25 protein-coding genes are annotated in these 24,139 nt (G+C 63.5%); 9 read left to right on the top strand and 16 right to left on the bottom strand.

Annotated features, from left to right (window positions below; genetic code table 11):
• Position 1: 1 nt before the first annotated feature.
• Complete coding sequence (locus M8744_RS00295) at positions 2 to 709, top strand: CDP-alcohol phosphatidyltransferase family protein (protein WP_251407631.1); 708 nt, start codon at positions 2 to 4, stop codon at positions 707 to 709.
• Between the two features lie 77 nt (positions 710 to 786).
• Here M8744_RS00295 and M8744_RS00290 read toward each other — a convergent pair whose 3' ends face one another.
• The 3 genes from M8744_RS00290 to ileS form a co-directional block, all read right to left on the bottom strand.
• A complete protein-coding gene (locus M8744_RS00290; RefSeq protein WP_251407628.1) occupies positions 787 to 1,242 on the bottom strand; it encodes a methylated-DNA--[protein]-cysteine S-methyltransferase in 456 nt (151 codons plus the stop codon).
• A 153-nt stretch (positions 1,243 to 1,395) separates the two neighbouring features.
• Complete coding sequence (locus M8744_RS00285; protein ID WP_251407625.1) at positions 1,396 to 1,893, bottom strand: histidine phosphatase family protein; 498 nt, start codon at positions 1,891 to 1,893, stop codon at positions 1,396 to 1,398.
• 114 nt (positions 1,894 to 2,007) lie between these two features.
• Positions 2,008 to 4,992 (bottom strand): isoleucine--tRNA ligase, encoded by a 2,985-nt coding sequence (ileS, locus tag M8744_RS00280; protein WP_251407622.1) that lies wholly within the window; start codon positions 4,990 to 4,992, stop codon positions 2,008 to 2,010.
• Positions 4,993 to 5,257: 265 nt separating this feature from the next.
• Here ileS and M8744_RS00275 point away from each other — a divergent pair, with 265 nt between their 5' ends.
• Positions 5,258 to 5,674, top strand: a complete 417-nt coding sequence (locus M8744_RS00275; RefSeq protein ID WP_251407619.1) for a group III truncated hemoglobin — start codon at positions 5,258 to 5,260, stop codon at positions 5,672 to 5,674.
• Between the two features lie 59 nt (positions 5,675 to 5,733).
• Here the strand turns inward: M8744_RS00275 and M8744_RS00270 are convergent, their stop codons facing one another.
• The 6 genes from M8744_RS00270 to M8744_RS00245 form a co-directional block, all read right to left on the bottom strand.
• Positions 5,734 to 5,976 carry a hypothetical protein gene (locus M8744_RS00270; RefSeq protein ID WP_251407617.1) on the bottom strand — a complete coding sequence of 81 codons (243 nt, stop codon included), beginning with the start codon at positions 5,974 to 5,976 and terminating at the stop codon, positions 5,734 to 5,736.
• The gene (locus tag M8744_RS00265; RefSeq protein WP_251407614.1) at positions 5,966 to 7,444 is read right to left on the bottom strand and encodes a citrate lyase subunit alpha; all 1,479 of its coding nucleotides are present in this window, start codon (positions 7,442 to 7,444) and stop codon (positions 5,966 to 5,968) included. The genes M8744_RS00270 and M8744_RS00265 overlap by 11 nt, the downstream gene beginning before the upstream one ends.
• Entirely contained in the window at positions 7,441 to 8,151 is a 711-nt protein-coding gene (locus M8744_RS00260; protein WP_251407610.1) for an alpha/beta fold hydrolase, read from the bottom strand. Before M8744_RS00260 ends, M8744_RS00265 begins: the two co-directional genes overlap by 4 nt.
• A 72-nt stretch (positions 8,152 to 8,223) precedes the next feature.
• The gene (locus M8744_RS00255) at positions 8,224 to 8,985 is read right to left on the bottom strand and encodes an alpha/beta fold hydrolase (RefSeq protein ID WP_251407607.1); all 762 of its coding nucleotides are present in this window, start codon (positions 8,983 to 8,985) and stop codon (positions 8,224 to 8,226) included.
• Between the two features lie 8 nt (positions 8,986 to 8,993).
• A complete protein-coding gene (locus M8744_RS00250) occupies positions 8,994 to 9,815 on the bottom strand; it encodes a creatininase family protein (protein ID WP_251407604.1) in 822 nt (273 codons plus the stop codon).
• A gap of 142 nt (positions 9,816 to 9,957) precedes the next feature.
• Positions 9,958 to 11,223 (bottom strand): MFS transporter, encoded by a 1,266-nt coding sequence (locus tag M8744_RS00245; RefSeq protein WP_251407601.1) that lies wholly within the window; start codon positions 11,221 to 11,223, stop codon positions 9,958 to 9,960.
• Between the two features lie 184 nt (positions 11,224 to 11,407).
• Here M8744_RS00245 and thrS point away from each other — a divergent pair, with 184 nt between their 5' ends.
• The 5 genes from thrS to M8744_RS00220 all read left to right on the top strand — a co-directional run bounded on the left by thrS (position 11,408) and on the right by M8744_RS00220 (position 16,342).
• The gene (gene thrS, locus M8744_RS00240; protein WP_251407598.1) at positions 11,408 to 13,354 is read left to right on the top strand and encodes a threonine--tRNA ligase; all 1,947 of its coding nucleotides are present in this window, start codon (positions 11,408 to 11,410) and stop codon (positions 13,352 to 13,354) included.
• Positions 13,355 to 13,725: 371 nt separating this feature from the next.
• Positions 13,726 to 14,016: a BufA1 family periplasmic bufferin-type metallophore gene (locus tag M8744_RS00235; RefSeq protein ID WP_251407595.1), complete on the top strand. Its 291-nt coding sequence runs from the start codon at positions 13,726 to 13,728 to the stop codon at positions 14,014 to 14,016.
• Positions 14,017 to 14,073: 57 nt separating this feature from the next.
• Positions 14,074 to 14,970 carry an MNIO family bufferin maturase gene (bufB, locus tag M8744_RS00230; RefSeq protein ID WP_251407592.1) on the top strand — a complete coding sequence of 299 codons (897 nt, stop codon included), beginning with the start codon at positions 14,074 to 14,076 and terminating at the stop codon, positions 14,968 to 14,970.
• The gene (locus M8744_RS00225) at positions 14,967 to 15,722 is read left to right on the top strand and encodes an HvfC/BufC N-terminal domain-containing protein (RefSeq protein WP_251407589.1); all 756 of its coding nucleotides are present in this window, start codon (positions 14,967 to 14,969) and stop codon (positions 15,720 to 15,722) included. The genes bufB and M8744_RS00225 overlap by 4 nt, the downstream gene beginning before the upstream one ends.
• The gene (locus M8744_RS00220; RefSeq protein ID WP_251407586.1) at positions 15,719 to 16,342 is read left to right on the top strand and encodes a DoxX family membrane protein; all 624 of its coding nucleotides are present in this window, start codon (positions 15,719 to 15,721) and stop codon (positions 16,340 to 16,342) included. Before M8744_RS00225 ends, M8744_RS00220 begins: the two co-directional genes overlap by 4 nt.
• On the opposite strand, the gene M8744_RS00215 is transcribed toward M8744_RS00220, so the two are convergent.
• On the bottom strand, positions 16,254 to 16,622 hold the full coding sequence (locus tag M8744_RS00215; RefSeq protein WP_251407583.1) for a hypothetical protein: 369 nt from the start codon (positions 16,620 to 16,622) through the stop codon (positions 16,254 to 16,256). The genes M8744_RS00220 and M8744_RS00215 overlap by 89 nt on opposite strands.
• A 20-nt stretch (positions 16,623 to 16,642) precedes the next feature.
• Entirely contained in the window at positions 16,643 to 16,957 is a 315-nt protein-coding gene (locus M8744_RS00210; RefSeq protein ID WP_251409972.1) for an arsenate reductase family protein, read from the bottom strand.
• Positions 16,958 to 17,164: 207 nt separating this feature from the next.
• Between M8744_RS00210 and M8744_RS00205 the strand changes: the two genes are divergently transcribed.
• Positions 17,165 to 17,371 (top strand): cold-shock protein, encoded by a 207-nt coding sequence (locus M8744_RS00205; RefSeq protein WP_251407580.1) that lies wholly within the window; start codon positions 17,165 to 17,167, stop codon positions 17,369 to 17,371.
• Between the two features lie 52 nt (positions 17,372 to 17,423).
• Here M8744_RS00205 and M8744_RS00200 read toward each other — a convergent pair whose 3' ends face one another.
• The 3 genes from M8744_RS00200 to scpA form a co-directional block, all read right to left on the bottom strand.
• Positions 17,424 to 17,693, bottom strand: coding sequence for a hypothetical protein (locus M8744_RS00200; protein ID WP_251407577.1), 270 nt, complete (start codon positions 17,691 to 17,693; stop codon positions 17,424 to 17,426).
• 123 nt (positions 17,694 to 17,816) lie between these two features.
• Positions 17,817 to 18,224, bottom strand: a complete 408-nt coding sequence (locus tag M8744_RS00195) for a DUF2177 family protein (protein ID WP_251407574.1) — start codon at positions 18,222 to 18,224, stop codon at positions 17,817 to 17,819.
• Positions 18,225 to 18,459: 235 nt separating this feature from the next.
• Positions 18,460 to 20,586, bottom strand: a complete 2,127-nt coding sequence (gene scpA / locus M8744_RS00190; RefSeq protein ID WP_251407571.1) for a methylmalonyl-CoA mutase — start codon at positions 20,584 to 20,586, stop codon at positions 18,460 to 18,462.
• A 368-nt stretch (positions 20,587 to 20,954) separates the two neighbouring features.
• On the opposite strand from scpA, the gene M8744_RS00185 reads away from it, so the two are divergent.
• The gene (locus tag M8744_RS00185; RefSeq protein WP_251407568.1) at positions 20,955 to 21,407 is read left to right on the top strand and encodes a DUF4174 domain-containing protein; all 453 of its coding nucleotides are present in this window, start codon (positions 20,955 to 20,957) and stop codon (positions 21,405 to 21,407) included.
• 4 nt (positions 21,408 to 21,411) lie between these two features.
• On the opposite strand, the gene M8744_RS00180 is transcribed toward M8744_RS00185, so the two are convergent.
• Complete coding sequence (locus tag M8744_RS00180) at positions 21,412 to 21,918, bottom strand: hypothetical protein (RefSeq protein WP_251407565.1); 507 nt, start codon at positions 21,916 to 21,918, stop codon at positions 21,412 to 21,414.
• Positions 21,919 to 22,001: 83 nt separating this feature from the next.
• Positions 22,002 to 24,047 (bottom strand): acetyl-CoA carboxylase biotin carboxylase subunit, encoded by a 2,046-nt coding sequence (locus tag M8744_RS00175; protein ID WP_251407562.1) that lies wholly within the window; start codon positions 24,045 to 24,047, stop codon positions 22,002 to 22,004.
• Positions 24,048 to 24,139: the final 92 nt, after the last annotated feature.

Raw genomic sequence — 24,139 nt, 5'->3', positions numbered from 1 at the left:
TGTGTCATTAAGAGTCAAGGCGATACTGGTTCATCTTCTCACGGCGACCGGCGCGGTTTTCGCCATGCTGGCCATGCTGGCCGCGGTCAACGAACGATGGGACATGATGTTCCTGTGGCTGGTCGTCGCCTTTGCGGTGGATGGCATCGACGGGCCGCTGGCACGCAAATACGACGTGAAAAGCAACGCTGGCGAGTTCGACGGCGTGTTGATGGATCTGATCATCGACTACCTGACATACGTGTTCATCCCGGCCTTTGCCCTGTTCAAATCCGACCTGCTGCCCGGCTGGACGGGGTGGTTTGCCATCATCGTCATCACTTATGCCAGCGTCGTCTATTTCGCCGACACGCGCATGAAGGCAAAGGACAATTCCTTTTCGGGCTTTCCCGGCTGCTGGAACATGCTGGTGATCGTTCTGTTCGCCGTCGAGCCTGATTTCTACGTCAGCCTTGCGCTGGTCGCCGGGCTGGCGCTGGCCATGTTCCTGCCGTTGAAATTCATCCATCCCGTGCGCACCGAGCGTTGGCGGCTGGTGTCGCTGCCCGTGGCGCTGGCCTGGACCTTTTTCGCCGGGTGGGCCGCCTGGGTCGATTTCCACCCTGAAAGCTGGGCCCATTGGGGCCTGGTGCTGACCAGCCTCTACCTGGTGCTGGTGGGAATCGTGCAGCAGATCGTACCTGCGCGCGACGCTGTGAACAAAAGCTGAAGCAGGTTGCGATTGCGACAGAAACACCCGCTGACTTGTGGATAAAGAGCAGCCGCCCGTCCGAACAGGACAAGCCGTCAGATCAGGAAACCGCCCGCGCCCTCGTGGCGCAAAAGCCAGACCTTGGTTTCCACACCGGCACCGCCCGAAAACCCGCCCAGGCCATGCGCGCCCAGCACCCGGTGGCACGGGATGACAATCGGCAACGGGTTGGCGCCGCAGCCCTGCCCCACCGCCTGCGCGGGCAAGCCAAGGTCGCGCGCAATCTCGCCATAAGTGCGCGTTTCGCCAAAGGGGATCGCCGCGATGGCCGTGCATACCCCGCGCTGGGTCGCGCTGCCTGACAGTTTCAGGGGCAGGTCGAATTCGGTTCTTTTCCCATCGAAATACGCGGTCAGTTGCCCCGCCGCCGCGCGCAAGAGGACCGTATCATCATCGCCACCACCACCCCATGTCACCTGTGTCAGCGCCCCGGCCTCTTCGGTCAGGGTCAGCGGGCCGGTGGGCGTGTCGATAGTCAGGCGCGCGCTCATTCGACGGGCCGCCACGACAGGCGGGTTGGCACGCGGGCAGTTCCGGGTCCGAGCGTCCGGCGCAAGCGGGGCGCGTGCGGCATCAAAGGGGCAGATGCCTTGAGCGGTCCACGTGCCGGGGCCAGATCAGACGACGCGCGTTTCACGAAGTTTTCAGTCAGCGGGAACATTGCGCCGCTCGACGGTCACGGCGCCGTTGGCATCGCTGCGGATGATCGCCAGCGATCCATAGTCCAGCGGTGCGGGGTCGGGCAGGGCCAGGTCGCGCCAGATCTCGCGTATGTTGCTCTTGTTGCCGATCCAGATCACCCCGCGCCCACGCGCCCGGCGCACAAGTTGGCGCGTCAGCGACGCGCCGCGCGGAGTTACGACGGGCAGGCCCCGCGCCTGCGCCAGCGGCGCCGCGGTATCAAGGTTGCGCTTTATGTCGGGTGCATGGATGGCGGCAAGGTCGGTATTGGACAGCACCTCGACCAGAGAACGCGCCCGGGCGCTGCCCGTGGTGCTGAGATCTTCGCCGTTACGGTCGGCGTGCCGCACCACCACCAGAGTCGAGTTCGGCGCCAGCCGCATCGCGCCCGGCGCGATGGCGGGGGTGCATGCAGCCAGAAAGCCGGCGCCGGCCAGGGACAGGATCATGCGGCGCTGCATCGGCGCGCTCCTCTTTCCAGGACGCACCGATGATAGCAACCGCTTGGAAGCCTGCCAACCGGGGTTTCCCTGCGCCCGACCGTAAGGGGGCGCGGCGGGGCTTGGACCCGCCCCTTACCCCAGCGCGTCGTTACAGCGCTTGCACGTGCCGGGATGAGCATGCTGGCCCACGTCGGGCAGAATTTTCCAGCAGCGCTGGCATTTCTGCCCTTCGGCCTTTTCGAACACCACGCCCACGCCTTCGACCTCGGGAAGGCGATAGGCCTCGGCCGGGGCCGGATCGGCTGTCAGCACGATATCCGAAGTGATGCACAGATCCTCGAACGCCACCGATTTCAGCGCCGCCAGCATCTCGGCATCGGCCACGTGAACCACTGGCGCGGCCTCAAGGCTGGCGCCGATCACCTTATCGCTGCGTTGCAGTTCAAGCGCGGCGGTGACGGCGCGACGGGCGCGGCGCACCATCGCCCATTTCACCGCCAGCGCATCGTCGCGCCACGTATCCGGCGTTTCGGGCATGTCCTGCAAATGCACGCTGCTGTCGTCACCGGGGAAACGCGACAGCCACACATCCTCGGTCGTGAACGGCAGGATCGGTGCCAGCCACGTGGTCAGCCGGTGGAACAACAAATCCATCACCGTGCGCGCCGCGCGGCGACGGGTCGTGTCGCCGTCGCAGTAAAGCGCGTCCTTGCGGATGTCGAAGTAAAAGGCCGACATGTCAACGGTGCAGAAATTGAACAATTGCTGGAACACGCCCTGGAAATCGAAGGCGGCATAACCGTCGCGCACGGTCTGGTCCAACTCGGCCATGCGATGCAGCACCCAACGCTCCAACTCGGGCATGTCGGCGGGTTCGATGCGATCGGCATCGCTGAAATGCCCCAACGCCCCCAACATAAAGCGCATCGTGTTGCGCAGCCGCCGATAGCCGTCGGCGACCCCTTTGAGGATCTCCGGGCCAATGCGCTGATCGGCGGTATAGTCGGTCTGCGCCACCCACAGCCGCAAGATGTCGGCGCCATATTGCTTGATGACCTCGTCGGGCACGATGGTGTTGCCCAGCGATTTGGACATCTTGTTGCCCTTCTCGTCCAGAGTGAAACCATGTGTCACCACGTTGCGATAGGGCGCGCGGCCGATGGTGCCGCAAGCCTGCAACATCGAGGAATGGAACCAGCCCCGATGCTGGTCGGTGCCTTCCATGTAGACATCGGCAATGCCGTCCTCGGTGCCGTCCTCGCGGTCGCGCAGGACAAAGGCATGGGTCGAGCCGGAATCGAACCACACGTCGAGGATGTCGAACACCTGTTCCCATTCCGTGGGGTCGTAATCATCGCCCAGGAACCGCTCTTTCGCGCCGTCCCTGTACCACGCATCTGCGCCCTCGGCCTCGAACGCCTCGGCGATGCGGGTATTCACGACAGGGTCGCGCAACAGGAAATCAGGGTCGGTGGGCAGCGCGCCCTTTTTCACGAAACAGGTCAGCGGCACGCCCCAGGCGCGCTGACGCGACAACACCCAGTCGGGGCGCGCCTCGATCATCGAGTAAAGCCGGTTGCGCCCGGATTTCGGCGTCCACTTCACAAGCTCGTCGATGCTGGTCAGGGCGCGTTGGCGGATCGTCGTGCCATAGGTATCTTGCCCGTCGCCCACCGCACGGTCGATCGCGGCGAACCATTGCGGCGTGTTGCGATAGATCACCGGTGCCTTCGAGCGCCAGGAATGCGGGTAGCTGTGCTTGATCTTGCCACGCGCCAGCAGCCCGCCGACCTCGACCAGCTTGTCGATCACCGCTTTGTTGGCGTCGCCCTCGCCGCCTTTGCGGGACAGGATGTATTTACCGCCGAAAAACGGCAGATCGGCGCGGAACGATCCGTCATCCAGCACGTTATAGGTGATGACCTGATCCAGCATGCCCAATTCGCGGTAAAGCTCATATTCCTCCATCCCGTGCGACGGCGCGCAATGAACGAACCCGGTGCCTTCGGTGTCGGTGACGAAGTCGGCGGCGCGGAAATCGCGGATGTCATCCCATTCGCCATTCGCCCCTTCAGCCCCAGCCAGCGGGTGGGTCAGCTTGAGCCCTTCAAGCATCCAAGTGTCAACGTCACGCACTCTGCGCCACATTGTGTCTTCCAACCTAGCCCTTGCCATCACATCGCTCGCCAAGTTATCGGCCAGGATGAAGCGGTCGCCGACATTCGCCCAGCATTCGTCTGGCGTGCCGGTTACTTCATAAAGACCGTAAGAAATCTCTTCACCGTAGACGACAGATTTGTTAGACGGGATGGTCCAGGGTGTGGTGGTCCAGATCAACACACTTGCGTCCGTCAGATCAGTTTTCAGTTGCCTGAGAAACTCCAAGTTGTCCTGTCGCTCGTCAGACTCATTTTGAATGCACTCGACCTCATTTGGCCAATCAGCTTCCACAACCTTGAATTTCACCCAGATGGTGAAGCTTTCCTTGTCGTGATATTCCACCTCGGCCTCGGCCAGCGCGGTCTTCTCGATGGGCGACCACATCACGGGCTTGGACCCCTGGTATAATGTGCCGTTCATCAGGAATTTCATGAATTCCTCGGCGATCACGCGCTCTGCGTGGAAATCCATCGTCAGGTAGGGGTCGGCCCAGTTGCCTGTGATGCCCAGCCGCTGGAACTCGTCGCGCTGGATATCCACCCATTCCTCGGCGAATTTCCGGCACTCGGCGCGGAAATCGTTGATCGGCACCTCGTCCTTGTTGCGGCCCTTCTTGCGGTATTGTTCCTCGATCTTCCACTCGATCGGCAGGCCGTGGCAATCCCAGCCGGGGATGTATCGGCTGTCATAGCCCATCATCTGGTGCGAACGCACGATCATGTCCTTGATCGTCTTGTTCAGCGCGTGGCCTATATGCAGGTGCCCGTTGGCATAGGGCGGGCCGTCATGCAGGGTAAAAGGCGTGCGGCCCTGCTTTTCGCGCAGCCGGTCATAGATGCCGATGCGGTTCCAATGCTCCAGCCACTCGGGCTCGCGCTTGGGCAGGCCCGCGCGCATGGGGAAATCGGTTTTGGGCAGGTTCAGGGTGTCTTTGTAGTCGGGCGTTTCGGCGCACATGTCTGGGCGTCCTTTACGTGAATTCAATGATGGGTTTTGGGGCGGCGCGGCGGTCCAGACGCCTATTTCCCGGCGACTCGACTGGATCAGAGCGCCGGGCTGCTAATTCGAATAATGAGTGCCGCCATGTGCATCATGGGCGGCTTATAGGCGCTGCCTGCGCGCGCGTCCAGAGCGGTTTGCCCCGATTACCGGGTCATGTGGCCGCCTGTTGCATCGCGGCGCATGCGGGCACAGTATGCCCACCAAAGGACACCGAAAGCCCATGACCGCCCTGCCCCCCCGTTTCGAGATCAGTGATGAAGAAATCGCCCGTGTCGTCGCGACGTTTTATGCCCATGTGCGCGAACATCCCGCGTTGGCCCCGGTATTCGCCGTGCACGTGAATGACTGGCCCGCGCACGAAGAAAGGGTCGCGGCCTTCTGGCGCAAGGCGATCCGGCACAGCGGCGGTTACGACGGCAACGTGATGCAGGTGCACAAGGAGGCAGGCAACGTGCGGCCGGGCATGTTCGACGCGTGGCTGGGCCTGTTCGACATGGTGCTGCGGCAGGAACTGCCCGAGACCAAGGCCAACGCCTGGAGCGCGCTGGCCCACCGCATCGGCCGCACGTTGCGCGCGGGCGTGGTTGCGCGGACGCAGGGGCCTGGCGGCGTGCCGATGTTGCGCGGCGGTATCTAGGTCATTTCGGTGCGCATGAAGCCAGAAGGCAGAGCAATGTCAAAGTTTAAGGCGGTGCGCTAACGCCGCTTTCCCGCGCGTCCCCGCAGCCAGCGCCACACAGGCACCACGTCAAGCGCAGCGATTGCAAGACCCAGCGGGATCATCCAGAAGCCAAGCACCGGCAAGAAGCCGAACAACCCGCCCACCATCACCAGCAAGCCCGCCACCAGCCGCATCCCCGGCGGGATGTGCCGCCGCGCCCAGATCTGCGCGCGCTGTCGGCCACGGCGCAGTCGTTGGCGCCAATCCCTATCGGCCATCGTATCCCCGGATCACGTCGATCACGCTACCGTCGCGGTATTCGCAGAGGGCCGTCACCGGCCCCTCTGCGGCGGTTGCGACGGGTTTGGGCAGGCCCGCGCGCATCTCGTCCAGCGTCGTCACGGGCAGGTCGGCGGCGCGGGCGCGCTCAGCCAGTTCCGGGCGGGCCGGGTTCACGGCCACGCCGCGCTCGGTCACCACGGCATCGACATCGCGGCCCGGCGTCGTGCGGCACGCCACCCGGTCGACGATGCGCGACATGCCCCGTGCCGTCGCCCGCGTCACGATGATGCACAACCCGGCGCCCGCCGCGCAATCGGCATGCCCGCCCGAGCCGCCAAGGATGCGACCGTCGCTGCCGGTGGTGACATTCACATTGAAATCCAGATCAACCTCGGCCGCGCCCAGGATCACCGCATCAAGCGCGTTCACCACCGCATCGGCACGGTCGGGGTGGGCATACTCGCTGGCCGACATGGCCGTATGGCCGGCATCGCGCGCCAGGCTTTCGACGCCTGCCAGGTCAAAACACTGAACGTCGCGCAAGCGCGCGAACAGCCCCGCGCGGTGCAGCGCCACCAGCGGCGCGGTAATGCCGCCGCAGGCAAAACCGCCCGTTACGCCCGACTCGGCCATCAAGGTGCCCAGCCGCGCCGCAACCGCCAGCGACACGCCCCCGGCCCCTGTCTGAAAATTGAACCCCGGCCGCATCGCACCCGAGGCCGCGATCAGCCGCGCCGCCATGTCGGCAATATGTTGTCCCTGCACCTCTTGCGTGATCAGCGTCGTGCCCGACACGATCTCGGCCGCGGCGCCGATCCGGTCTTGCACCACGATCTGGTCGACCTGCGTGCCCGGGATGGACGCCGGCACCGGCAGCCCGTCGACAAGGCAGTCAGTCACCGCGATGACGTGGCGGGCATGGGCCGCATCGGGTTGGGCATATCCCATCGGGCCAAAGGCCTGATCGCCCGCCAAGCCGGTCAGGTTTCCCGCGCGATCAGCCATTGCCGCCGCGATGATGGCGATATCGGGCGTGGCCCGGCCGGCTTCGACATCGCGGGCGCGGCCGCCATGGGTGGTCAGAACGGCAGGGCGCGCCAGCTTGCCAAGACCCTTGGCCACGGGTCCGGCCACGTAGGCCGTGCGCAACCCACCCACCGTCCCGCGCGCGATGTGGCCCGCCAGTGGCCCATGCACCGGAAAGACCGAGCTGGGCATCACCGTCAGATCGGCCACCCCCAGTGTTGCCGCCGCGTCGAGCGCGATGTTCAGCACCCCGTCGCCGTTGCGAAAATGGTGATGAAACGACAACGCGGCGCCATCACGCAGCCCCGCCGCTCGCAGGGCGTGGGCCAGGTCGGGCGCGATCTGCGCCGGCGCGGCGGCCTGACGGGGCGCGCGCGCGGGCCAGGTTGGCATCTGCACGCCAAAGGGCCGCGCCGCCGCGGGACCCGGCATGCTCATCGCAACACCAAAGGCTGCGCAAGCCAATCCCTCAGCGCCTGCGTCACCGCCTCGGGCGCTTCGAGCGTAGGCAGGTGGCCCGCCTCGTCGATCAGGCGCAGTTCGGCATAAGGGATCAGTTCGGCCATGAACGTGTGCCGCTTGGGCGGGGTCAGCCCATCATGCACGCCGCACAAAACCAGCGCGGGCACCTTGCAGCGGCGCAGCGTGGGCTGTTGGTCGCGGCGACGTTGCAGCGCCCGGATCTGCCGGTCGAACACCGCCGGGCCCATCTCGATGGCCATTTCCAGGAAGGCGTTCATCACCGTCACCCGCCCCGGTCCCGGCGCCAGGAAGTCGGGGCGCATCATGTCGCGCAGCGCCTCGTCCAGCCGCCCGGCGCGCGCCTTGATCAATAAAGGCTCGTACGCGCTGGCGCTTTGCGGGGTCTCGGCCAGAGGGTTGGTATCCATCAATGCGATCCGCGTCACGCGGTCGGGGGCGCGACGCAGGATCTCCATCGCGACGATGCCCCCCATGCTCAGCCCCGCCAGCGCAAACTTGCGCGGCAGCGCATCGAGCAGGCCACTCGCGATCTCTTCAACCCTTTCGCCCCCGGTGATGGGCGCGATGCTGACCACCCGTTCGCGCGACAGAACGTTCAGTTGCGGCGCGAAAAGCCGCGCGTCGCACATCATTCCCGGCAACAGCACCAGCGGTTCAGACATCCCGAGCCCCCTTTTTACCATACCTGCACCAGCGATATGCCGCAGCCGATCGGGCCGAGCAATCCCTGCGGGTCACGCGTGCCCCAGGCGGGCCGTGACCTCGTCGATTGACTGCACGATCAGGCCCAGGCAATCGCTGTCGGAAAAGCGATGGTCGGCCCCGTCGACCAGCGTAAGGCGCATATCCGGGCCCTGCGCGTGGTTCAGCAGGCGCAGGGCCACTGCCATGTCGACATCTTCATCCGCCGTGCCCTGCAAGAACCGCACAGGAAAGCGCAACGGCAACGCATCGCGCAACACCAGATGGTTGCGCCCATCCTCGATCAGCTTTTGCGTGATCACGTAGGGGCTGTCATCGTACTCGCTGGGCAGTTCCACCTTGCCATCACGGGCCAGCGCCGCGCGCTGCGCATCGTCAAATCCCGCCCACATCGAATCCTCGGTGAAATCGGGCGCTGCGGCGACTGTGACAAGGCCCGACACGCGCTCGGCCATGTCGCGGCAGACCAACAGCGAGATCCAGCCCCCCATGGATGAGCCCACCAATATCTGCGGCCCCTCGGTCAATTCGGCGATCACGGCCATCGCATCCGCCGCCCACGCGCCGATGCAGCCATCTTCGAAGCGCTCACTGCTCTGGCCGTGGCCGGAATAGTCGAACCGCAAAAAGGCCCGGCCCGTGGCGCGCGCCCATTCTTCCAGGTGCAGGGCCTTGGTGCCCTCCATGTCGGATTTGAACCCGCCCAGGAACACCACGCCAGGGCCGCTGCCCGGCGTCTGTTGATAGGCGATGCGCCGCCCTTGCGACGTTGTCAGGAAATCAGGATCTGCCATGTGTTGTGTCACTCTTTCCGAAAATTCACACCTTGCGTGCCGGCACCGCGCAGGTCGCGCGGGCTGGCCCATGTATCGGGGTCGGCGATCAGTGCGGCGACTGCCTTGGCCCCTGCCTGCAACAGCAATTCGCCCTTTTCGGGCGTGGCGCGGGCCGGGTTACCGGCCAGCCCGTTGGCCGTCATGTGGGCAAAAGGCCGCCAGCGATAGCCCGATTTGCCCGCCTTCAGAAAGGCCGGCCCGCCCGTTTCGCCCATTTGCGCGATGGTGCCCAATTCGCTGGCATCGACCAGGTCGCCCTCGCAGGCCATCATCATCGCGGTTTCGCCCTCGCCCGCATGCATGATCTGTTCCTGGTCCTCCAGGATCTCGGCATACTCTTGGGCCGCCTCTGTCGGATAGGTGACAAAGGCCAGCGTGGCTGCCACCTTGGGCGAGAGTTCATCCAGTATCTGTTGGCAAGCAACGATGTTGCCACCGTGGCTGTTGGAAATCAGGATGTCACGAAAGCCCAACCGCGTGATGCTGTCGATCAGATCGGCAATCAACGCGCGAAACGTGGCATGGCTGACCGTCAAGGTCCCGCCGAAGGGCATGTGATGCTCGCTCAGCCCCGACCAGACAACGGGCGCCACCACGACCGGGCGCGTATCGTAAGCGATGCGCGCCGCGCGATGGGCAATCTCGTATCCCAGCCGCGTATCGGTCATCGTGGGCAGGTGCGGCCCGTGCTGCTCGGTCGAGGCGACTGGCAAGATCACAACCGCATTCTGGTCGGCCAGCGCGCGCAGCTCATGCGCCTTCAGGCGCGCCCAATCTGTTTCCGGCATCGTTCCCTCCGCTTTTGGGCCCATACTGCACGGGCAGGCGGCGGGTGCAATGCTGTCGGCTGCGCACGGCGGATGGATGCCGTGACGGGCCAGCGCGGCCTCAAGACCACCGCGAATAGCCGCCAAACCGTCGCGCGTTGGCCTACCCGGCGCGCTCGACCTCGTTCAGGCCCAGCGCCGCGAACGCCCCCAGGACCGACAGACCGGCAAACCCCAGCAGGGCCCAATCCGCGCCCAGCGCCGACAATGCGCCGCCAAGGGCGCCGACCACCAGCAGCAACGTGCCGATCACCGTGTTGGCCAATGCCGCGTAGGAGGCGCGTTCCTCTTCGGGTGCCATGTCCACCAGGTAGGTCGAGCGGCCCTGCCGCACCCCGTGATAGGCGATCATCTGCAAGAACAACGCGCCGGCGATGGCCCAGCCATCGGCCAGCCCTGCGCGGGTCAGCGCCACAGCCCCCAGCATGGCCAGCGCCGCGACAAAGCCTGACAGCATCAGCACCCGGCGCGAGGATCGGTCGGCCAGACGGCCCCAGAGGTAAGACGACACGAACGCCGCCGCACTGGAGGCCAGCACAAGCGCGCCCAGACGCTCCAGCCCCTGTGCCCCCGACTGCCCCGCGATCACCACGAAATAGGGCGGCGCAAGCGAGGTCACTACCAGCAAGCCCCGCACGGTGATGAAGCGGCGCAACTGCGCGTCGCGGCGCAGAATGGCCAGGTAAGCGGGGCGCTTTTCGGGCGCGGCCTCTTCGCTGGCAGGCTCGGACAGGGCTGCCAGTATCGCCGCGGCGACCACCCACAGGACAGCGGCCAGCGCCACCGCCGCGATCACCGGCCAGCGGCTGTCCATCAACCCCGACAAAAGCAGCAGCGCATAGCCGAACACCACCGCAGCCGATACCGAACCGGCAAAGCCCGTCACCGCACCGCGCCGCGTGTTGCCCACGGTCTTGCCCAGAATATCCTTGTAGCTGACCGAACACGCAGCCCGCGCCACAGCCAGAACCGCCAGCAGCAAGCAGACCACAAGCCCCGCCAGCCAACCCGACAGGATGCTGACCGCCACCGCGATACCCGCCGCGGCCAGCCCCTGCACGGCACTGCCCGCAACCCACATCCACTTGCGCTGCGTCATCCGGCGCAGCACCACCGCCAGGCCCATTTGCGGCAAAAGCGCGCCGGCCTCGCGGATGGGCACCAGCGCCCCCACGAAGGCCGCCGGTGCACCAAGCCCCGTCAGCAGCCAGCTCAGCACCAGTTTCGGGTCGATCAACCCGTCCGAAACCTTCGTCAGGCTGAGCGACGCCATGTGGCGCAGCCCGTTTCGCGCCTCGCGCTGGCCGTCATCGCCATCGGTCTCGCCCGCCAAGGTCTCGAATGTCTGTTCGGCGCGGCTTTCAGTCATGTCACTGTCCTGTCCTCGCGCGGCAAGCACCCGCGCCATGCCTTGGGCGACTTAAGCCGCCCGCCCGGTTTTGCCACCAGCCCCCTGCTTGACTTTGCCCACGGGCAGGGGCACAGAGCAAGCCGAACCTTATACCCGCAACCGGGCGTTCCGTGGGCGCCAAACCGACGAGGAGCCAACCGCAATGGCACCGATTTCCCTCACCTTCCCCGATGACAATGCACGCGACTACGAGGCCGGGATTACCCCTGCCCAGGTTGCCGCCGACATTTCCAAGTCGCTGTCGAAGAAAGCCATCAGCGCCACCGTGAACGGCCAGCATTGGGATCTGCAATGGCCGATCGACGCCGACGCGCAGATCGCCATCAACACCATGCAGGACGAAGCCCCCGCGCTGGAACTGATCCGCCACGACCTGGCGCATATCATGGCCCGCGCCGTGCAGGAAATCTGGCCCGACGTGAAGGTCACCATCGGCCCCGTCATCGACAATGGCTGGTACTACGATTTCGACCGGGCCGAGCCCTTTACCCCCGAGGATCTTGGCGCCATCGAGAAAAAGATGCGCGAGATCATAAACAAGCGCGACCCCGTCACCACCGAGGTCTGGGACCGCGACCGCGCCATCAAGTATTACGAAGCCAACAACGAACCCTACAAGGTCGAGCTGATCGAGGCGATCCCGGGCAGCGACCCCATTCGCATGTATTGGCACGGCCATTGGCAGGATCTGTGCCGCGGCCCGCATCTGCAACACACCGGACAAGTGCCCGCCGATGCCTTCAAGCTGATGAGCGTAGCGGGCGCTTATTGGCGCGGCGACAGTTCGCGCCAGATGCTGCAACGCATCTACGGCGTGGCCTTTCAGAACAAGGAGGCGCTGCGCGCCCACCTGACCATGCTGGAAGAGGCCGCCAAGCGCGATCACCGCAAGCTCGGCCGCGAGATGGACCTGTTTCACATGCAGGAAGAGGCGCCGGGCCAGATCTTCTGGCACCCCAACGGCTGGACGATCTACACTCAGTTGCAGGATTACATGCGCCGCCAGCAGCGCCGCGGCGGCTATGTCGAGGTGAACACGCCCCAGGTCGTGGACCGCAGGTTGTGGGAGGCTTCGGGCCACTGGGAGAAATACCAGGAGCACATGTTCATCGTCGAGGTCGACGAAGAGCACGCGAGGGAAAAATCGGTCAACGCGCTGAAACCGATGAACTGCCCCGGCCACGTGCAGGTCTATAACCAGGGCCTGAAATCCTATCGTGACCTGCCCCTGCGCATGGCCGAGTTCGGATCATGCAACCGGTACGAGCCCTCGGGCGCGCTGCATGGCATCATGCGCGTACGCGGCTTTACCCAGGATGACGCGCATATTTTCTGCACCGAAGATCAGATCGAAGCCGAAACCGCCCGCTTCATCGATTTCCTGTCGGAAATCTACCGCGATCTCGGTTTTGCCGAGTTCAAGGTTCTGTTCTCCGACCGCCCCGAGACGCGCGCCGGCTCGGACGAGATCTGGGACAAGGCCGAGAACGCGCTGCTTACCGCGACGCGCGCGGCGGGCACCGAGCCGGGTCTGAACCCGGGCGAAGGCGCGTTTTACGGGCCCAAGCTGGAATTCGTGCTGACCGACGCGATCGGGCGCGACTGGCAATGCGGCACGTTGCAGGTGGATTTCGTCCTGCCCGAGCGGCTGGATGCCACCTACATCGGCGCCGATGGCGACAAGCACCGCCCCGTCATGTTGCACCGCGCGGTTCTGGGCAGTTTCGAACGCTTCATTGGCATCCTGATCGAGGAACACGCCGGCAAGCTGCCGTTCTGGCTGGCCCCGCGACAGGTTGTCGTGGCTTCGATCACGTCCGAGGCCGATGCATACGTGGCCGAAGTGGTCGAGGCGCTGCAAAAGGCCGGCATCCGGGCCGAGGCCGACATTCGCAACGAAAAGATCAACTACAAGGTGCGCGAACATTCCGTCGGCAAGGTGCCCGTCATCCTGGCCGTCGGACACCGCGAGGTCGAAGACCGCACCGTTTCCGTCCGCCGCCTGGGCGAGAAACAGACCAGCGTGCAACCGTTGGCCGACATCGTGGCCAGCCTGGGAGCAGATGCCACCCCGCCCGACCTAGCCTGAACCATCCTGCACCAAATCGGAACGGCCCGCCTTTTGCGCGGGCCGTTTTCGTTTCGCGGGCCCAGGACTGACACATTGCTGACGAACCGCGTGATCGGCGCCGCAATGGCCCTGCACCGGTGGACAATCCTGTAACATTCCCCCGCAGGAAGCTTGGCGCACATGGCCCGATTGTTACGGTTCCACAGACGAACCCGTTGTTTTCGCTGAATTGCTGCAGCCGCGAAACCTCACGCGGCGTGAACGCGCGCTGACACGCTCGTGATGCACGCGCCCGTGACTACACTGCGACCCAGCGTCGCGGCAGGCTTGTGACACCGAGGGCGCAAGCCCCGGCACGGTTTCAAACCTAGTAACGGAGAGAAAGTTCCATGTCGAAAACACTCAAAACCGCCGCCCTTCTGGGCGCTGTCGCAACGGCCGTTGCCGCGCATGGCACCGCCGCCAGCGCCGCAGAAAAGGAAAAGTGCTACGGTGTCAGCCTGGCCGGTGAGAACGACTGTGCCGCTGGCCCCGGCACCACGTGCGCCGGCACCTCGACCGTCGACTACCAGGGCAACGCATGGACCATGGTCGATGCGGGCACCTGCACCGAGATCGACCTGCCGGGAGAGCGTATGGGCAGCCTCGAACCACTGGAACGCGACGTTCCCAAGTCGTGATGCGCCCCAGGGATGGGCGGGCACGTCCCGTCCATCCTGCAATCAAAGGTTCACCCGATGTTCGACACGCACCAGACCCCACTGCCGGCCCTGCCCGGCGTCGGCTACAAACCACAGCATTACACAGCGCTGGTGGATGACCCTACCCCGGTAGGATGGCTGGAAATACATGCCGAAAACTACATGGGCGCGGGTGGCCGCCCGATCGCGCAACTGCGCGAACTGTCGAAACGGTTTCCGGTTTCCGTGCATGGCGTGGGTTTGTCGATCGGCGGCGAGGCGCGACTTGACCCCGACCACCTCGACCGGCTGCGCACGCTGTGCAACTGGCTGAACCCTTACAGTTTTTCGGAACACCTGGCATGGTCCACCCATGACAGCGCGTTCTTCAACGATTTGTTGCCGCTGCCCTATACCAACGCCACGCTCGCCCGCGTATGCGCCCATATCGACGAGGTGCAGACATGCCTCGGGCGGCGAATGTTGTTGGAGAACCCGTCCAGCTACCTGGCGTTTTCGGACAGCACATGGGACGAGCCGGATTTCCTTCGCGAAATAACCCGGCGCACGGGCTGCGGACTGCTGCTGGATGTGAACAACGTATTCGTCTCGGCCACGAATCTCGGGTTTTCGCCGCGCGGCTATATCGACGCCTTCCCCCTGGAAGCGGTGGGCGAGATTCACCTGGGCGGCCACGACGACGACACCGATGATCAAGGCGCGCCGCTGCTGATCGATAGCCACGGTCGCGAAGTGGCTGATCCTGTCTGGGCGCTGCTTGATCATACGCTGGCCCTGGCAGGCCCACGTCCGGTTTTGGTCGAATGGGATACCGACGTGCCCGACTGGTTCGTTCTGCGCGACGAGGCCGCACGCGCGGCTGATGCGCTGGCCGCGATACCGGATGCGCAAGAGATGTCTGTGAATCGTGACAGCGCCAGGCTTGCACGATGACAGGGCTGATCACCGAGTTCCTGCCCGCGCTGCGCGACCCGGCCCATCCGGTGCCTGCTGGTCTGCATGATGGGGCCGGTCGCCCCGCCGGGCGGCGCTTCAACGTTTATCGAAACAACGTTCTGGTATCGCTGATCGAGGCGTTGGAGACGGGCTTTCCCGCCATCCGCAGCCTGTTGGGTGCCCAGAATTTCCGCAATATCGCACGGGGGTACGCCACCGAAAACCCACCCGAGGGACCGTTGATGATACGCTATGGCCAGCACTTTCCCGATTGGGTGGCGGCTATCGTGGCGCTGGCGCATATTCCCTACCTGCCAGACGTCGCGCGGCTGGAACTGGCTTTGCGCGCCAGCTATCACGCGGCCGATCACACGGCCCTGACAGCCGAAGACCTGTCCGCGGTTTCGCAAGATGACGTAGAGCGGACACCGCTTGCGCTTGCGCCATCTGTTCATCTCATGCGCAGCGCGTGGCCCGTGGTCGAGATACGCCGATTTGCCTTGGACCCTTCCACCGCAAAACCCAAGGGCGGGGCACAGGAAGTCGCCGTGATCCGCCCCGATTTCGACCCGGTGGCGCATGCGCTGCCTGCTGGCGGCTTCGCGTTCATGGCCGCACTCCGCGATGGACAGCCCCTTGGTCAGGCGGCGGACACCGCCACCGACGCGGCACCCCAATTCGACCTTGGCGAGGTTCTGGCCTTTTTGCTGTCGCACCGCGCCCTGACGAAAGGAACCCCACGACAATGACCGTACTGCTTGGAATTTATCACCGTCTGACCGCGCCCATCGCTCATCTGGACGGGTTGTTGCCAATACTGGCGCGTTTCGTGTTCGCCGCCGTTTTGCTTCCCTATTTCTGGGCCTCGGCAATGACCAAGCTCGGGGATGGTGTCTTTGGCATTTTCGTGCCTTCCGCAGGCGCCTATGCGCAGATATTTCCCCGGGCGATGGAAGCTGCCGGGTTTGACACCAGCCAATTGTCGTTCTTGCACACGCTCGTTGTACTGGCCGGTACATGGGCGGAATTCATACTGCCGTTGTTGCTGATCCTGGGGCTTTTGACGCGTGCGGCGGCATTGGGAATGATCGGGTTCATCGTGGTGCAAAGCCTGACCGACCTTTACGGCCACGGCGGGATCGACCATGCTGAAACCTTGGGTGCATGGTTCGACCGGCAGCCAGACAGCCTGATCCTGGATCAACGGGCCTTGTGGATGCTGGTGTTGCTGGTGCCGGCGATCAAGGGGGCGGGGGCGCTGTCGCTCGACGCGGTGTTGTTCAGAAATGCGCCTTTGGCTCATCCGGTTTCCCCGCGGCAAGGGCCAGAATCCCGCCAAGCAGGCAAAAGCCAAGCGGGAACATCGTGAAGACGCCAAAGCCGAAAGCGGCATAGATCCCGACCGCCGCCACGATCATCAGCACCCCGCCCCACAACGCGCGCGCCTTGGCCATGGCGCCGCCGGCGATGGCAAGGATGGGCGCGGCAAAACTGACGATACGTATCATTTCGCGATTGGCCACGGGGCCGAAAATCTCTTCGATCTCGGCGTAGCGCGCGGCGGCTTCGGTGTAGCCATAGCTGAAAAAGCCCACCATCATGGCGAAAAGCCCGCCGATAATTCCCAGAACCAAGGCCGCGTTGCGCATTCATCCTCCATCCGCCGCGCCTAGATCAGCGCCGCCTGAACATTTGCCGCCCACCCCAGATAAAGGCTCCCGTCGCTGGTTTCAATCAACGGCCTTTTCATCAACGCGGGATGCGTGGCCAGCAATTCAAGCTCGGGCCGGGAACGCTCGGATTGCTCAAGATTTCGCCAGGTCGTGGAGCGGCGGTTCACCAGATCGGCACCAAATTGCGCATGGGCCCGGGTCAGCAATTCGATCGGCATCGGCGTGGTGCGAATATCAACCAGCTCAGCCGATGAAAGTGATTTCAATGCCTTACGGCATGTATCACAGTTTTTCAGACCATAGATTTTCATTTCAACTCTCCAATTTCGCCATTTGGCCAGCCATTTGTGCATACAATTTCCGACCAAGGTTTTGCTTGTATTTTACAAATCTGGTGCAATCCTCAGGGTAGCAACTGGAGTTCAGTTTCCGTCTCTCGTCGATGCCGGACCCTGATAACCGGCCTGCTCGCCCGGCTCGTCCGGGTGGAACTATGACGACAGAAGGAGACACGGGACATGCCCACCGGCACCGTGAAATGGTTCAACACCACCAAAGGCTACGGCTTTATCGCACCCGATTCAGGCGGCAAGGATGTGTTCGTGCACATCTCGACCGTGGAACGTTCAGGCCTTACAGGCCTGGCCGACAACCAGAAAGTCGGCTTTGAACTCCAGGAAGGGCGTGATGGCCGCGAGATGGCCGCCGACTTGAAACTTCTTTAATCGAAACCGGCGCAAAGGGGCGGCGGTGCCCGCCGCCCCTACCCGAATTGGGTCACTGCCGATAACAGCCCTTTTCGCCGTCCGGGCAAACAAGACGCCCATGGCCGCGCCTTGAAACCGTGTGCTGTTTCATTTCCGCATAGCTGATCGACTGGTTCGGCTGGCCGCAGCTTACCACGCCACCCAGAACAACGGGCTGCAGGCCGCTGGGGCAATAATTTTCCTTGGAATGATAAGGGTAAATCTTGGCATCCATCGCCGAGGCGGGCATGCCAGCGGCCATGGCAAGGGCGCTAGCCGCAAGAATGGTCTTGAATGTCATAACGGTAACCTCTGAACTGTTCGGCCATGTGGGCAGGCCTTTATTGTAGCGTAATCAAGCTATTGCGCAGAAAACGAACGGTCAATCCTCTGGAAAGGCGCGAGAGCCATGACATCTGGCCTGTCAGGCCGGGCCGATCAGCGCCCGAGTGATCCAGACCCCCACAAAGGCCGAGCTGCCCGTCAGAACCGCGCCCCATGTCGTATCGGCCACGACCATCTGCCAGTGCCAGTTCTTCATCACGGCGAAACTGGTAAATTCATAGGTGCCATAGGCCACGGCCCCCAGCATCGCCCCCATCCAAAGCGCCTGCATCGGCGCATCTGCCCGCAATGCCGGTAGCGATACAAAGACCAGAACACCGACCACGTAGAACAAGTAAAACAGCGCAGCCGCCCCCAAGCGCGGGCTGTCGCGCAGTTGATCGCCCAGGTGGGTTTCGAAAAGCGGGCTCATGATCTTGGTCAGCATGATGGCGTCAACCACCAGGAAAAAAAGCGCGGTGACACCGTAAAGAAGCACGATCTGCATTGGGTTTCCTTCTGCATCTTTCATGGGAAATACGCACGCCAATGGCCAGCAGATCGAAATGACCAGGAAAAAGCCCGCCACGCATCGCTGCGGGCGGGCCTTGGGCACCTTACAAACGCCATGCCGAAAATACGCCCGGCTGGCGCGTCACGTATCGTCTATCGCGGTGGCGTCTTGAAATCATGGGGAAAAACCAATGACATTTCCCAAACCTGCGTTAGATCCCCGCCCGCGATCAGGCGCGCGCGGCGCGGATCAGTTTCAGAATGTCCTGCGCCGCTGCGGGGATGTTGGTGCCCGGGCCAAAGATCGCCTTGACGCCGGCCTTTTTCAGGAACTCGTAATCCTGCTGCGGGATCACGCCACCACAGATCACGATGATGTCGCCCGCATCCTTTTCGCGCAACGCCGCGATCAGCTGCGGGGCCAGGGTCTTGTGCCCGGCTGCCTGCGAACTGATGCCGATCACGTGCACATCGTTGTCGATGGCATCCTGCGCGGCCTCGTCCGGTGTCTGGAACAACGGACCCACATCGACGTCGAATCCGATATCGGCAAAGGCGGTGGCGATCACCTTGGCGCCGCGGTCATGCCCGTCCTGGCCCATCTTGACCACCAGCATGCGCGGGCGGCGGCCTTCGGTCTCGGCAAAATCTTCAACCGATTTCTGAATCGCGGCAAAACCCTCGTCGCCCTCGTAGGCGGCGCCGTAGACGCCGGCCAGCGTTTTCACCTCGGCGCGGTGGCGGCCGAATTCCTTTTCCATCGCCATGCTGATTTCCCCCACGGTTGCACGTGCGCGCGCGGCCTCGACCGCCGCTTCCAACAGGTTTCCGCCCTCTTTCGCGCGGCGCGTCACCTCGTCCAGCGCGGCCTTGCAAGCCGCGTCATCGCGGCTGGCGCGGATACGCTCCAGCGCGGCGACCTGGCCCTCGCGGACCTTCTGGTTATCAATATCGCGGATGTCGATCGGGTCTTCGGTTTCCTTGCGATACTTGTTGACGCCCACGATCACTTCGTCGCCCCGATCGATCATGGCCTGTCGGGTGGCGGCCGATTCCTCGATCCGCAGCTTGGGCATGCCACTGGCCACCGCCTTGGTCATGCCGCCCATTTCCTCGACCTCTTCCATCAGCGCCCAGGCCTTCTCGATCAACTCGTTCGTCAGGCTTTCGACGTAATAAGAGCCCGCCAGAGGATCGACCACGTTGGTCACGCCGGTTTCCTCTTGCAGGATAAGCTGGGTGTTGCGCGCGATGCGCGAACTGAAATCGGTGGGCAGGGCAATCGCCTCGTCCAGGGCGTTGGTATGCAGCGACTGGGTGCCGCCCAGAACCGCGCTCAACGCTTCGTAGGCGGTGCGCACCACGTTGTTATAAGGATCTTGTTCTTGCAACGAGACACCGCTGGTCTGGCAATGGGTGCGCAGCATCTTCGAGCGTTCGTTCTGTGCGCCGAATTCAGTCATGATGCGGTGCCACAGGGTGCGCGCGGCGCGCAGCTTTGCAATCTCCATGAAGAAATTCATCCCGATGGCAAAGAAGAACGACAGCCGCCCCGCGAACTTGTCGACATCCATACCCGCCTCGATAGCGGCCTTCACGTATTCGCGCCCGTCGGCCAGGGTATAGGCCAGCTCTTGCACCAGGTTCGCGCCGGCTTCTTGCATGTGATAGCCGGAAATCGAGATCGAGTTGAATCTCGGCATGTTGTCCGAGGTGTAGGCGATGATGTCGGAAATGATCCGCATCGACGGCTCCGGCGGGTAGATATAGGTGTTGCGCACCATGAATTCCTTCAAAATGTCATTCTGAATGGTGCCCGACAGGACCGATTTGTCGTGGCCTTGCTCCTCGCCCGTGACGATGAAATTCGCCAGGATCGGAATGACAGCGCCGTTCATCGTCATCGACACGCTGACCTGGTCCAGCGGGATGCCGTCGAACAGGATCTTCATGTCCTCGACGCTGTCGATTGCCACGCCGGCCTTGCCCACGTCACCGACAACGCGGGGATGGTCGCTGTCATATCCGCGGTGCGTGGCCAGGTCGAAGGCGACCGAAACGCCCTGCTGCCCTGCGGCCAGCGCCTTGCGGTAAAAGGCGTTCGATTCCTCGGCGGTGGAAAAACCGGCATATTGCCGGATCGTCCAGGGACGGCCGGCATACATCGTGGCCTTGGGTCCGCGCGTGAAAGGGGCAAATCCCGGCATCGAACCGAGGTGATCCAGCCCCTCGACATCCTCGGCCGTGTAGACTGGCTGCACCTTGATCCCTTCAAGGGTTTTCCAGGTCAGGTCCTCCAGCGGGCGCCCGCGAAGTTCCTTTTCAGCCAGCTTCCGCCACTCGTCCTTGGTGGTCATGTGCATGTCCTCTTTCTGTTTTGTCGGGGGCAAGGGCGACGCCCTTGGCCTCGAACGGCTTTCCGGTGATCAATTCGGCCGGACCATCCGCACCGGCTGCCGGCCGGAACGGATCGTCCGCACAGGGTTCCCGTGGCCAGCCGCGCGGCCTGCACACGGCGGAACGAAATGAATGGGCCATGGCCGCTGCGCGGATGGGGGATGCCGCGGCACCCCCGCCCTGTCGGGTGGCGATGGCTGGACAATGCTGCCATCATTCCGCCCCCGGGTTGGGCTGTGGCCCCAGCTTGGCATTTCCGACGAATTTCACGAAAAACCTATTCGCATAAGCGCGCGGCCTGCCTATATCATGTTTGACAGGAGAATTCATGAAACACGTCTTAGCCTTTGCAATCGCGATATTTTTCACCGTTCCGGCGGCGGCGCAGGACACAGCCGAGCCAGAGCCCGAATTGCCGCTGATGTCGTCGGAAGGTGTGGAACTGGACCAGTTCTTGTGGGTTTCACGTCTAGTGATCGTCTTCGCCGACAGCCCCAACGACCCGCGATACATCGAACAGATGCAGCTATTGCGCGAAGATCCAGGGCCGCTTCTGCAACGCGACGTGGTGGTTTTGACCGACACGACGCCACAGGCGGAGTCGGCACTCCGCCGGGCGCTGTATCCGCGTGGATTTTCACTGGTCATCATCAGTAAGGACGGACAGACGCGGATTCGCAAACCACTGCCCTTCGACGTGCGCGAGATCACCCGCTCGATCGACAAGATGCCGATCCGCCAGCGGGAAATTCGCGAAATGAACACGCGCGACTCGGGCTGATCCGTCAGACCGGGCCGCGCATCAAGACTGCGTGACGCGAAACCGTGTCGATCAGCAACACCATGTTTTCCGACGGGTCGTAAACAGTGATCACACCCTGCCCGGTCAGGATGTGATGCACGGCGCGCGCCACCTCGTCCGACATGCAGGTACGCGGGCCGGTGACGCTGGACACCAGGCCAAGCCCCGTATGCAGATCGGCCGACATCACCGCCCGTGACAGGGCATCTGGGGTTGTCTGTGTATCGGCAAAGGCCACGCCGTGCCCCTGCCGTAGCAGCCCCACCCCTTGACGCAAATCGTAAACCCGCCTGGCGCCGGTGCGAAGCCCGGAACGGTCCAGCCGGTACACGGCCACGGTGCAGCCGCGTGCCGACGAGAAATAGGTTTGCGCCTGCACCCAGACCCAACGATCGGCAAAGGCGCGGGCGGTTTCGGGTTTGTCCATCGCGCAGGCCACCAGGGTCAAAAGGCCCAGGCAAAGCCAGGAAAGTCGCGCCATATATGCCATGCAGGCTGCCCCCGGAAATGTTCCGGGGCACAGTATCGGGCCAAAGCCCTTTCCGCTTGGTTACGGCGCGGGCAATCATGGAGTCACTCGAATTCCATGATTACGTCATCCACGGCCAGGCTGTCGCCCGGCCCGGCGTTGATCTTGGCCACGATGCCCTTGCGCTCGGCGCGCAGGATGTTTTCCATCTTCATCGCCTCGACCGTGCACAGCGCCTGGCCCTCTTGCACCTCCTGACCCTCTTCCACGTCGACCTTCACGATCAGGCCCGGCATCGGGCACAGCAGCATCTTCGACGTGTCGGGCGGCAGTTTCTCGGGCATACGACGCGCCAATTCGGCCTGGCGCGGCGAACGCACATGCACTTTCAGGTCCGCGCCCCGGCTGCGAATACGGAACCCGCCCGAGATCTTGCCGACCTTCATCACCAGAGCCTTACCATCTACCAGCATGTCGGCCAGTTGGTCGCCCGGTGTCCAGTCGCCTGTCACGCGGTGGCTGCCGCCATCGGCAAAGGTCACGGTCGCACCGTCACGATCGGCCGCGGTCCTCAGGTCAAAGGACTGGCCCTGTAGCGTGACATTCCAATCTTCGCCGACATGGCGTTCATGATTGTCCATCCGGCCCGACACGCGGGCACGGCGAATCTCGGCCACGCGGTGCATCGCCGCGCAACAGGCCGCGATACGGCGCAGCGCGGCTTCATCCAGGGCGACCCCGTCAAACCCATCGGGGTATTCCTCGGCGATGAAGGCGGTGGTCATGTCGCCCGCGGTGAATTTCGGGTGATCCATCACCGCCGACAGGAACGGCAGGTTATGGCCAATCCCCTCGAGCTCAAAACGGTCAAGCGCCACGCGCATTGCCTCAAGCGCCTGCGCGCGGTCGGGTGCCCATGTGCACAGCTTGGCGATCATCGGGTCATAATACATGCTGATCTCGCCGCCCTCGAACACGCCGGTATCGTTGCGCACGGCCGTGTCGCCGGCGGGCGCGTCACCTTGCCAGGTGCCCATCTCCAGCAGCGGGCCGGCGGCCACCTCGGCGGGCGGGCGATAGCGCGTCAGCCGCCCGATCGAGGGCAGGAAGTTCCGATACGGATCTTCGGCGTAAAGCCGGCTTTCGAGCGCCCAGCCGGTCAGCTTCACGTCATCTTGCGTGATCGACAGCTTTTCGCCTGCGGCCACGCGGATCATCTGCTCGACCAGGTCGACACCGGTGATCAACTCGGTCACCGGGTGCTCCACCTGCAAGCGGGTGTTCATCTCGAGGAAATAGAAATTCTTTTGCCCATCGACGATGAATTCCACGGTTCCCGCGCTTGCATAGTCAACGGCCTTGGCCAACGCCACGGCCTGTTCACCCATCGCGCGGCGGGTTTCCTCGTCAAGGAAGGGGCTTGGCGCCTCTTCGATCACCTTCTGGTTCCGGCGCTGGATCGAACATTCCCGCTCGCCCAGATACACGCCGTTGCCGTGGCTGTCGCACAGCACCTGGATCTCGATATGGCGCGGTTGCGTCACGAATTTCTCGATAAAGATACGGTCATCGCCGAAACTGCTGGCCGCCTCGTTCTTCGAGCTTTGGAACCCCTCGCGCGCCTCGTCGTCGTTCCACGCGATGCGCATGCCCTTGCCACCGCCCCCCGCGCTGGCCTTGATCATCACCGGGTACCCGATCTCGTTGCTGATCTTGACCGCCTCTTCGGCGTCTTCGATCAGGCCCATGTAGCCGGGCACCGTGCTGACACCGGCCTCCTGCGCGAGCTTCTTGGACGTGATCTTGTCGCCCATCGCCTCGATCGCGCCCTTGGGCGGCCCGATGAAGGCGACATTGGCCGCTTCCAGCGCTTCGGCAAATTTCGGGTTCTCCGACAGGAAACCATAGCCCGGATGCACCGCCTGCGCACCCGTCTGCTTGATGGCGTCCATGATCTTGTCGATCACGATGTAAGACTGGTTTGCCGGAGGCGGGCCAATATGCACGCGCTCGTCGGCCATCTCCACATGCAACGCATGTTTGTCGGCATCCGAATAGACCGCGACGGTCTGGATACCCATCTTGCGGGCGGTCTTGATCACGCGGCAGGCGATCTCGCCCCGGTTGGCAATCAGGATCTTGTTGAACATGCGCTGTCCCTTTTCTTTCCTATGGCAGAACGCGAAACGGCGCCGTTCGCCCAAGGGCGGCCGGCGCGGTTTTGCATATGGTTCGGGTGGTT

Source organism: Lutimaribacter degradans (genome assembly GCF_023703375.1).
GTDB lineage: Bacteria > Pseudomonadota > Alphaproteobacteria > Rhodobacterales > Rhodobacteraceae > Lutimaribacter > Lutimaribacter degradans.
Note: the sequence above shows the minus strand (reverse complement) of the source record. Positions and strands in the feature narration are given on the sequence as shown.

Bases quoted from the DNA above. Each gene is read 5' to 3' on its own strand.
- M8744_RS00220 (WP_251407586.1), top strand. From the start codon at position 15,719: ATGACCGTACTGCTTGGAATTTATCACCGTCTGACCGCGCCCATCGCT.
- scpA (WP_251407571.1), bottom strand. From the start codon at position 20,586: ATGACCACCAAGGACGAGTGGCGGAAGCTGGCTGAAAAGGAACTTCGC.
- M8744_RS00200 (WP_251407577.1), bottom strand. From the start codon at position 17,693: ATGACATTCAAGACCATTCTTGCGGCTAGCGCCCTTGCCATGGCCGCT.
- M8744_RS00245 (WP_251407601.1), bottom strand. From the start codon at position 11,223: ATGACTGAAAGCCGCGCCGAACAGACATTCGAGACCTTGGCGGGCGAG.
- M8744_RS00255 (WP_251407607.1), bottom strand. From the start codon at position 8,985: ATGGCAGATCCTGATTTCCTGACAACGTCGCAAGGGCGGCGCATCGCC.
- M8744_RS00185 (WP_251407568.1), top strand. From the start codon at position 20,955: ATGAAACACGTCTTAGCCTTTGCAATCGCGATATTTTTCACCGTTCCG.
- M8744_RS00270 (WP_251407617.1), bottom strand. From the start codon at position 5,976: ATGGCCGATAGGGATTGGCGCCAACGACTGCGCCGTGGCCGACAGCGC.
- M8744_RS00250 (WP_251407604.1), bottom strand. From the start codon at position 9,815: ATGCCGGAAACAGATTGGGCGCGCCTGAAGGCGCATGAGCTGCGCGCG.
- bufB (WP_251407592.1), top strand. From the start codon at position 14,074: ATGTTCGACACGCACCAGACCCCACTGCCGGCCCTGCCCGGCGTCGGC.
- M8744_RS00290 (WP_251407628.1), bottom strand. From the start codon at position 1,242: ATGAGCGCGCGCCTGACTATCGACACGCCCACCGGCCCGCTGACCCTG.
- M8744_RS00235 (WP_251407595.1), top strand. From the start codon at position 13,726: ATGTCGAAAACACTCAAAACCGCCGCCCTTCTGGGCGCTGTCGCAACG.
- thrS (WP_251407598.1), top strand. From the start codon at position 11,408: ATGGCACCGATTTCCCTCACCTTCCCCGATGACAATGCACGCGACTAC.
- M8744_RS00210 (WP_251409972.1), bottom strand. From the start codon at position 16,957: ATGAAAATCTATGGTCTGAAAAACTGTGATACATGCCGTAAGGCATTG.
- M8744_RS00265 (WP_251407614.1), bottom strand. From the start codon at position 7,444: ATGAGCATGCCGGGTCCCGCGGCGGCGCGGCCCTTTGGCGTGCAGATG.
- M8744_RS00225 (WP_251407589.1), top strand. From the start codon at position 14,967: ATGACAGGGCTGATCACCGAGTTCCTGCCCGCGCTGCGCGACCCGGCC.
- M8744_RS00285 (WP_251407625.1), bottom strand. From the start codon at position 1,893: ATGCAGCGCCGCATGATCCTGTCCCTGGCCGGCGCCGGCTTTCTGGCT.
- M8744_RS00205 (WP_251407580.1), top strand. From the start codon at position 17,165: ATGCCCACCGGCACCGTGAAATGGTTCAACACCACCAAAGGCTACGGC.
- M8744_RS00180 (WP_251407565.1), bottom strand. From the start codon at position 21,918: ATGGCATATATGGCGCGACTTTCCTGGCTTTGCCTGGGCCTTTTGACC.
- M8744_RS00215 (WP_251407583.1), bottom strand. From the start codon at position 16,622: ATGCGCAACGCGGCCTTGGTTCTGGGAATTATCGGCGGGCTTTTCGCC.
- M8744_RS00195 (WP_251407574.1), bottom strand. From the start codon at position 18,224: ATGCAGATCGTGCTTCTTTACGGTGTCACCGCGCTTTTTTTCCTGGTG.
- M8744_RS00275 (WP_251407619.1), top strand. From the start codon at position 5,258: ATGACCGCCCTGCCCCCCCGTTTCGAGATCAGTGATGAAGAAATCGCC.
- M8744_RS00175 (WP_251407562.1), bottom strand. From the start codon at position 24,047: ATGTTCAACAAGATCCTGATTGCCAACCGGGGCGAGATCGCCTGCCGC.
- M8744_RS00260 (WP_251407610.1), bottom strand. From the start codon at position 8,151: ATGTCTGAACCGCTGGTGCTGTTGCCGGGAATGATGTGCGACGCGCGG.
- ileS (WP_251407622.1), bottom strand. From the start codon at position 4,992: ATGTGCGCCGAAACGCCCGACTACAAAGACACCCTGAACCTGCCCAAA.